The organism is Nocardioides sp. (assembly GCF_024509035.1).
GTDB lineage: Bacteria > Actinomycetota > Actinomycetes > Propionibacteriales > Nocardioidaceae > Nocardioides.
In genome coordinates, this window is sequence record NZ_JANINT010000169.1 from 22710 (window position 1) to 30111 (window position 7402).

The 7402-nt window shown below is 73.4% G+C and carries 6 protein-coding genes; 4 read left to right on the plus strand and 2 right to left on the minus strand.

From position 1 onward, the window contains the following. Positions 1-15 precede the first annotated feature (15 nt). Complete coding sequence (locus tag Q0L15_RS12950; protein ID WP_296604858.1) at positions 16-1533, minus strand: CoA-acylating methylmalonate-semialdehyde dehydrogenase; 1518 nt, start codon at positions 1531-1533, stop codon at positions 16-18. 101 nt (positions 1534-1634) lie between these two features. Here Q0L15_RS12950 and Q0L15_RS12955 point away from each other — a divergent pair, with 101 nt between their 5' ends. Then, the gene (locus tag Q0L15_RS12955; RefSeq protein ID WP_296604863.1) at positions 1635-3233 is read left to right on the plus strand and encodes a PucR family transcriptional regulator; all 1599 of its coding nucleotides are present in this window, start codon (positions 1635-1637) and stop codon (positions 3231-3233) included. A gap of 14 nt (positions 3234-3247) precedes the next feature. Here Q0L15_RS12955 and Q0L15_RS12960 read toward each other — a convergent pair whose 3' ends face one another. Beyond that, complete coding sequence (locus Q0L15_RS12960; protein ID WP_296604859.1) at positions 3248-3889, minus strand: LysE family translocator; 642 nt, start codon at positions 3887-3889, stop codon at positions 3248-3250. An 88-nt stretch (positions 3890-3977) separates the two neighbouring features. On the opposite strand from Q0L15_RS12960, the gene Q0L15_RS12965 reads away from it, so the two are divergent. From Q0L15_RS12965 to Q0L15_RS12975, 3 genes are read left to right on the plus strand one after another with little or no spacing between them, the layout of a single operon-like run. Then, positions 3978-5225 (plus strand): YibE/F family protein, encoded by a 1248-nt coding sequence (locus Q0L15_RS12965; protein WP_296604860.1) that lies wholly within the window; start codon positions 3978-3980, stop codon positions 5223-5225. A gap of 5 nt (positions 5226-5230) precedes the next feature. Next, on the plus strand, positions 5231-6328 hold the full coding sequence (locus Q0L15_RS12970) for a carbohydrate kinase (protein ID WP_296604861.1): 1098 nt from the start codon (positions 5231-5233) through the stop codon (positions 6326-6328). Further along, entirely contained in the window at positions 6325-7257 is a 933-nt protein-coding gene (locus tag Q0L15_RS12975) for a pseudouridine-5'-phosphate glycosidase (RefSeq protein ID WP_296604862.1), read from the plus strand. The genes Q0L15_RS12970 and Q0L15_RS12975 overlap by 4 nt, the downstream gene beginning before the upstream one ends. Positions 7258-7402 lie beyond the last annotated feature (145 nt).

Here is a 7402-nt window from a genome sequence, read left to right on the forward strand (position 1 = left end):
GCGCCAGCTCCTGTCTCAGTGGTTCTTCGGGAAGGCCAGCTCGAGGCCGCCGGCGGTCCCGGGGTCGGGCCAGCGGGTCGTGACGACCTTGCCACGGGTGAAGAAGTGCACGCCCTCGACGCCGTGCGCGTGGGTGTCGCCGAACAGCGAGGCCTTCCAGCCGCCGAAGGAGTAGTAGGCCATCGGCACCGGGATCGGGACGTTCACGCCGATCATGCCGACCTGCACGTCCTGCTCGAAGGCCCGCGCCGCTCCGCCGTTGCCGGTGAAGATCGCGGTGCCGTTGCCGTACTTGTTGGCGTTGACCAGGTCGAGCGCCTCGGCGTAGGTCTCCGCGCGCACCACGCACAGCACGGGGCCGAAGATCTCGTCGGTGTAGATGCTCATCGAGGGCTGCACGTGGTCGAACAGCGTGGGACCGAGCCAGAAGCCGTCCTGCTCGCCGTCCGCGTCGACCTTGCGGCCGTCGACGACCAGCGTGGCGCCCTCGGCCTCCCCGGCGTCGACGTACGACGCCACCTTGTCGCGGTGCGCGCCGGTCACCAGCGGCCCCATGTCCGCGTCTCGTGTGCCGTCGCCGATGCGCAGCGTCGTGGTGCGCTCGGCGATCCGCCGCACCAGCTCGTCACCGGTGTCGCCGACCGCGACGACCACGCTGATCGCCATGCAACGCTCGCCGGCCGAGCCGTACCCCGCGCTGACGGCGGCGTCGGCGGCCAGGTCGAGGTCGGCGTCGGGCAGCACGACCATGTGGTTCTTGGCGCCGCCGAGGGCCTGCACCCGCTTGCCGGCGCGGCTGGCGCGCTCGTAGACGTACTCCGCGATCGGGGTGGACCCCACGAAGCTGATCGAGGCCACGTCGGGGTGGTCGAGCAGCCCGTCGACGGCGACCTTGTCGCCCTGCAGCACCGTGAACACACCGTCGGGCAGGCCGGCCTCCTGCCACAGCCGGGCCATCCAGATCGAGGCCGACGGATCCTTCTCGCTGGGCTTGAGCACGACCGCGTTTCCGGCCGCGATCGCGATCGGGAAGAACCACATCGGGACCATCGCGGGGAAGTTGAACGGGCTGATGATGCCCACGACCCCGAGCGGCTGGCGGATGCTGTGCACGTCGACGCCGGTGGAGACCTGGGGGCTGTTGGCGCCCTTGAGCAGGTGGGGGATGCCACAGGCGAACTCCACGACCTCCTGGCCGCGGGAGACCTCGCCGACCGCGTCGGAGTGCACCTTGCCGTGCTCGGCGGTGATGATCGCGGCGAGCTCCTCCTTGCGCTCGTTGAGCAGCTCGCGGAACCGGAACACGACCTGGGTGCGCGCGCTGACCGAGGTGGCGGCCCAGGCGGCCGACGCCGCCTTCGCCGAGGCCACGGCCGCCTCGATGTCGTCGGCATCGGCCAGCACGACCTGACCGGTCACCCGGCCGGTCGCGGGGTTCGTGACGTCGCCGACCCGGGTTGCCGAGCCCTCGTGGGGGCGCCCGTCGATCCAGTGCGGGATGGTGGCAGGAGGCGTCGGGGTCGAGGTGCTCATGGGCCCATCGTCGTGGCCCGGCGAGCGCTGATCCAGGGACACAGCGTCGCTGATATGACGACGTGGGCGACAGAATGTCGCCTAGAGTGAGCCTCGTGGCGATGACCGTCCGGCAGGCGCTCTCCCTCGCGCCGCTGGCCGCGGGGGACCCGGTGGTCCTCAGTGGCGAGGATCGGCTCGACACCGACCTGCGCTGGGTGCACGTCTCGGAGGTCCGCGACGTCGGCTCCGTGCTCGTCGGGCACGAGCTCGTGCTCACCACCGGGATCGCGATGGCCGCCTCACCTCAGGCGGCGGCGGACTTCGTCGCGCAGCTCGTCGACGCGGGTGCGGCAGGGCTCGTGGTCGAGCTCAGCGCCGGCTACCCGTCGATCCCCGAGCTGGCGCTGCGCCGGGCCCGTGCCGCCGGCCTGCCGGTCGTGGCGCTGAACCGGCCCGTTCGCTTCGTCGACGTCACCGAGGCCGTGCACCGGGCGCTGGTGGCCGAGCAGTTCGAGCAGGTGCGGTTCGCCGGGGAGGTGCACCGCACCTTCACCGACCTCGGCCTGGCGCGGGCGGACACCGACCGGCTGGTGGCGGCGGCCGCCGACCTGGCGGGCACCTCGGTGGTGCTCGAGGACCTGGGTCGGCGGGTGCTGGCCTCCGAGGCGGTCGGCGAGCCGCTGGACCGCCTGCTCGGGGAGTGGGAGCGGCGCTCGCGACTCACCCCGTTCGGGCGCAGCACCGCCGTGGCCGGCCCGGAGCGCTGGCTCACGACGCCCGTGGGCATCCACGGTGGACCGTGGGGTCGGCTCGTGGCGCTCGGAGCGACGGGTGAGGGCGGTGAGGCGCGGGTGCGGGTGGTGCTCGAGCGGGCCGCTCAGGCCCTCGAGCTGGCGCGCATGGTCGAGCGCGACGACATCGCCATCCAGCTGCGGGTGCACGGCGGCTTCCTGCTCGACCTCCTCGACGATCGGCTCGGCACCGAGGCGACGGCCGCGGCCCGGCTGCGCGCGCTCGGCGTACCCGACGAGCGGGAGTACGTCGGGCTCGCCGCGCGACTGCGCGGGGAGGCGCCCTCCGACGTCGCCGCCGCGCAGCGCCGGATGGTCCGGCTCAGCGAGCTGCTCCACGAGGCGGTGCTGGCCGCCGGGGCGTTCGGGGTGGTGGGTGTCCTCGACGGCACGCACGCCGGGGTCCTGCTGTCGGGCGGCGACGCCGTGCTCGACGCCGTCGGCCGCGAGCTGGCCGAGCGGGAACCGGACGGCGTGCTCGCCTCGGGGCCGGTGGTCGACCGGGTGCTGGCCGCGGGTGCCTCGCTCCGCAGCGCCCGCGCGGTGGTCGACGTGGCCGCCTCGTTGCCGACGACCGGGCACCACGAGCCGGTCGGCTGCTTCCGCCAGTCCGACATCCGGCTGCCGGGCCTGCTGATGTCGCTGCGCGGTGACGCCCGACTGCAGGAGTTCGCCGAGGCCGAGCTCGGCCCGCTGCTCGAGCACGAGGCGCGCCACGGCAGCGGCCTGGTGGAGCTGTTGCGCCAGTTCCTGGCCGTCGGCGGCAACAAGACCGAGCTCGCCCGCGTCGCCCACCGCAACCGCACCTCGCTCTACCCCGCGCTGCGCCGGCTCGAGGACCTGGTCGGCCACCCGCTCGACGACCCGACCTCCCGGCTCTCGCTCGGGGTGGCGCTGCTGGTCCACGACCAGCGCCGCGCCGGGTGAGGGCGACGGGGCTGCTACTTGGACGCCGCCAGGCCGGCGCCGAGGCCGATCATCATCACGCCGCCGGCCGCGCCGAGCCGGTCGAGCCGGTGCGGGCGCCGGGCGAACCAGTCGCGCGCCTTGCCCGCCGCGAGCGCCCAGAGGCTGTCGGAGGCGACTCCGAGCGTCCCGAACACCACGCCGAGGGCGGCGACCTGCAGCCCCGCGTGCCCCGCCGGCTCGTTGACGAACTGCGGCAGGAACGCGACGAAGAACACCAACGTCTTGGGGTTGGTGACGCCGACGGTGAACCCGACCCGCAGCGACCTCAGGGCCGGCGCGGGATCGGCGGATCCGCGGCGGACGGTCTCGAGCGCGACGCGGGCGTCGGCGCGGTGGCGGATCGCCTGGACGCCGAGCCACACGACGTACGCCGCTCCGGCGATCTTCACGGCCAGGTAGGCCTGCGAGCTCGCGGCGACGACGGCGCCCAGGCCGACCGCGGTCGCGAAGGCCTGGGTGACGATGCCCCAGGAGTTGCCGACCACCGAGAGCAGCGCGTCGCGGCGGCCCACGGTGAGCGCCCGGCCGATCGTGAACAGCAGGCTGGGGCCGGGGACCTGGATGAACAGCACGCTGGCGACCACGAAGGCGATCCACTGGCTGCTCGTCGGCACCCGCCCATTCTGGCCCACCGGTCGGGACAGGCAGACTGTTTCCCGACGACCGGCGCCGACGGCGCCTCTGCACGGGACGAGGAGAGCCGTGGCTGGCGGGCACGCGCATCGAGCGCATCAGGCGGAACGGCACGGGCACCAGCATGGGCATCCACACGGCGACGTCGAGGTCGCTCGGGGGCCGCGGGTCGTCCTGCTGACCGCGATCGCGCTGGCGACGGCCGCTGCGGTCGTCGGGCTGGTGCTGCTGTGGCCCAGCGGCACGGAGGTCGACGAGATCACCGAGAGCGTGCCGTTCGCAGCGCCGGGCGTCACGTTCCCCCGGGCGGAGATCGACGTGGTCCATCCGGCCTGCGCCGGGCCCGCGCAGCGCACCGGCGACTGCGGGCTGCTCGACGTCACCGTCAGTGAGGGTGCCGGCAAGGGCGACCACGCGTCGGTCCAGGTCGCACCGCACGTGTCCGACTCGGGACTCTCGCCGGGGGACACGGTCAAGGTGCAGCGCACCCCGGGCCAGGACGGCGCCGAGGCGTCGTACGCCTACTTCGGGACGGACCGGAGCACGCCGCTGCTGGTGATGCTGCTGGTCTTCGTCGGCCTGGTGCTGCTGGTCGCGCGTTGGCGGGGCCTGTTCGCCCTGCTGGGACTGGCGTTCAGCGGCCTGGTGCTGTGGAAGTTCGCGCTCCCGGCGCTGCTCACCGGGGAGTCCGGCCTGCTCGTCGGGCTCACCACCGCGGCCGCGATCATGGTCGTGGTGCTCTACACGACCCACGGCTTCTCGTTGCGCACGAGCACCGCGCTGGCCGGCACGCTCGCCGGCGTGCTCGTGACGGCCGGACTCGGCGTACTGGCGACGAGCGCCACGCACCTGACCGGCATCCCCGACGAGTCGGCCGGCATCCTCTCGAGCCTCGTCGACGACCTGAGCTTCCACGGTCTGTTCGCGTGCGCCACCGTGATCGCCGGCCTCGGCGTGCTCAACGACGTCACGATCACCCAGTCCTCGGCGGTCTGGGAGATCCGCGGTGCGGCGCCGACGATGACCCGGACCCAGGTCTTCGCCAGCGGCATGCGCATCGGACGCGACCACATCGCCTCGACGATCTACACGATCGTCTTCGCCTACGCCGGCACGGCGATGGCGGTGCTGCTGGTGCTCCAGCTCTACGGCCTGCCGCTCGGCGACCTGCTCACGACCGAGGACATCACCGAGGAGGTCGTGCGCACCCTGGCCAGCAGCATCGGGCTGGTGCTGGCCGTGCCGCTCACCACCGCGATTGCGACGCTCGTCACCCCCGGACCGCTTGCTTATCAGGATAAAGACCCCTTAATGTAATAAGCATGAACCTCACGGATCGTGAGCAGGAGATCGTCACCCTGCTCCGTCGTGACCCGCTGATCGGCTCGGCCGCGATCGCCGCGGCATTGGGGACCACGCGGGCCGCCGTCAACGTGCACCTGTCCAACCTGACCCGCAAGGGCGTCGTGCTCGGCCGGGGCTACCTGCTGAGCGAGGGCGCTTCGGTCGTCGTCATCGGCGGCGCCAACATGGACATCAAGGCCCGCAGCGCCCGCGCCGCGGTCCCGGCGACGAGCAACCCGGGAGCCTCCTCGATGGCCGCGGGCGGCGTCGGTCGCAACATCGCCGAGAACCTGGCCCGCCTCGGCACCCGGACCTACCTGGTCGCCTCGATCGGGAGCGACGCGCTGGGCGACCAGGTGCTGTCGGCGACCTCGAACGCCGGCGTCCAGGTCGAGCACGTACGCCGCGGCGCCCGCGCGACCGGCACCTACACCGCGGTCCTCGACACCGACGGCGAGCTCGTCGTCGCCGTCGCGGACATGGCGGCGACCGACGAGCTGGCGCCCGAGCAGGTGGACGGTGCCCGCGACCTGATCGCGGCCGCCTCCCTGCTGGTGCTCGACGGCAACCTCTCCACCGCGACGCTCGGCTTCGCCCTCGACGTCGCCGCGACGGTCGGGACCCGCGTCGTCCTCGACCCGGTGAGCGTGCCCAAGGCGGCCGCGCTCGCCCCGCTGGTCGCGCCCGACCGGCCCGTGTACGCGATGACGCCCAACCGCGACGAGCTCGCCGCCCTCACCGGGCTGCCGACCGGGACGCGGGAGGAGCAGGAGGGCGCCGCCCGGGCGCTCCACGACCGCGGCGTCGAGCTCGTCTGGGTGCGGCTCGGGCCCGCGGGCTCCCTGCTCAGCAGCCGCGACGGCGTCGTCACGCTCGCCTCGGTCTCCTCGGAGGTGGTCGACGTGACCGGTGCCGGGGACTCGATGACCGCCGCCTTCTGCCATGCCCTGCTGACCGGGGCCGAACCCGCCGAGGCCGCGGCGTACGGGCACGCCGCCGCAGCCCTCACCGTCGCCAGCGCCCACACCGTCCGACCCGACCTCACCGACCGACTCGTCAGGAGCCACCAGTCATGACCGCCCCCCGCACCACCCCCCACCCGATGCTCACCCTCACCGACGAGGTCGCCCAGGCCCTGCGCGACGGCGCCCCCGTGGTCGCGCTGGAGAGCACGATCATCAGCCACGGCATGCCCTACCCGCAGAACGTCGCCATGGCGACCGAGGTCGAGGACATCCTCCGCGAGGCCGGCGCCGTGCCCGCCACGATCGCCGTCCTCGACGGACGCCCACGGATCGGGCTCAGCACCGACGACCTCGAGCTGCTCGCCAGCCACGGGGACGTGGCCAAGGTGAGCGTGCGCGACCTGCCGTTCGTCGTCGCCCGCGGCGCCCACGGCGCCACCACCGTCGCCGCCACCATGCGCCTGGCCGCCCTCGCCGGCATCCGCACCTTCGTGACCGGCGGTCTGGGCGGCGTCCACCGTGGCGCCCCGCAGAGCTTCGACGAGTCCGCCGACCTCACCGAGCTCGGCACCACCGACGTCGCGGTCGTCTCGGCCGGCGTCAAGAGCATCCTGGACATCGGCCTGACCCTCGAGCGCCTGGAGACCCTGGGCGTCCCGGTGCTCGCCTACGGCGCCGACGAGTTCCCCTCGTTCTTCTCCCGCTCCAGCGGGCACGCCGCGCCGATGCGCGCCGACACCCCCGCCGAGATCGCCGCCACGATGGCCGCGAAGTGGAACCTCGGCATCGCCGGCGGTGTCGTCATCGCCAACCCGATCCCAGTGGAGGACGAGATCCCCGCCGACGAGATCGGCGTGATCATCGATCAGGCGCTCGCCGACATGGATGCCCTCGGCATCCACGGCAAGGACGCGACGCCGTACCTGCTGGGCCGGATCGTCGAGATCACCGGCGGCGCCTCGCTGACCGCCAACATCGCCCTTGTGCGCAACAACGCCCGTCTCGGCGCCGCGATCGCGCGGGAGTACGCCGCGCTCTGACGCGCGGGCGCCGGTGGGCGCCTGATGGTCTGCGCGGGGTGGCGGTGGTCGGGCGGCTGCGGGCGCGCAGTTGGTTCCGCTTCCTGGTTTTCGAAGAAGCGTGGTCGCCGTGGGCGCGGGGTTGCGGCGGCATGGTTGCGGCGCG

Coding starts and splice junctions, on each gene's coding strand:
- Q0L15_RS12970 (WP_296604861.1), top strand. CDS start 5,231: ATGAACCTCACGGATCGTGAGCAGGAGATCGTCACCCTGCTCCGTCGT.
- Q0L15_RS12975 (WP_296604862.1), top strand. CDS start 6,325: ATGACCGCCCCCCGCACCACCCCCCACCCGATGCTCACCCTCACCGAC.
- Q0L15_RS12955 (WP_296604863.1), top strand. CDS start 1,635: ATGACCGTCCGGCAGGCGCTCTCCCTCGCGCCGCTGGCCGCGGGGGAC.
- Q0L15_RS12950 (WP_296604858.1), bottom strand. CDS start 1,533: ATGAGCACCTCGACCCCGACGCCTCCTGCCACCATCCCGCACTGGATC.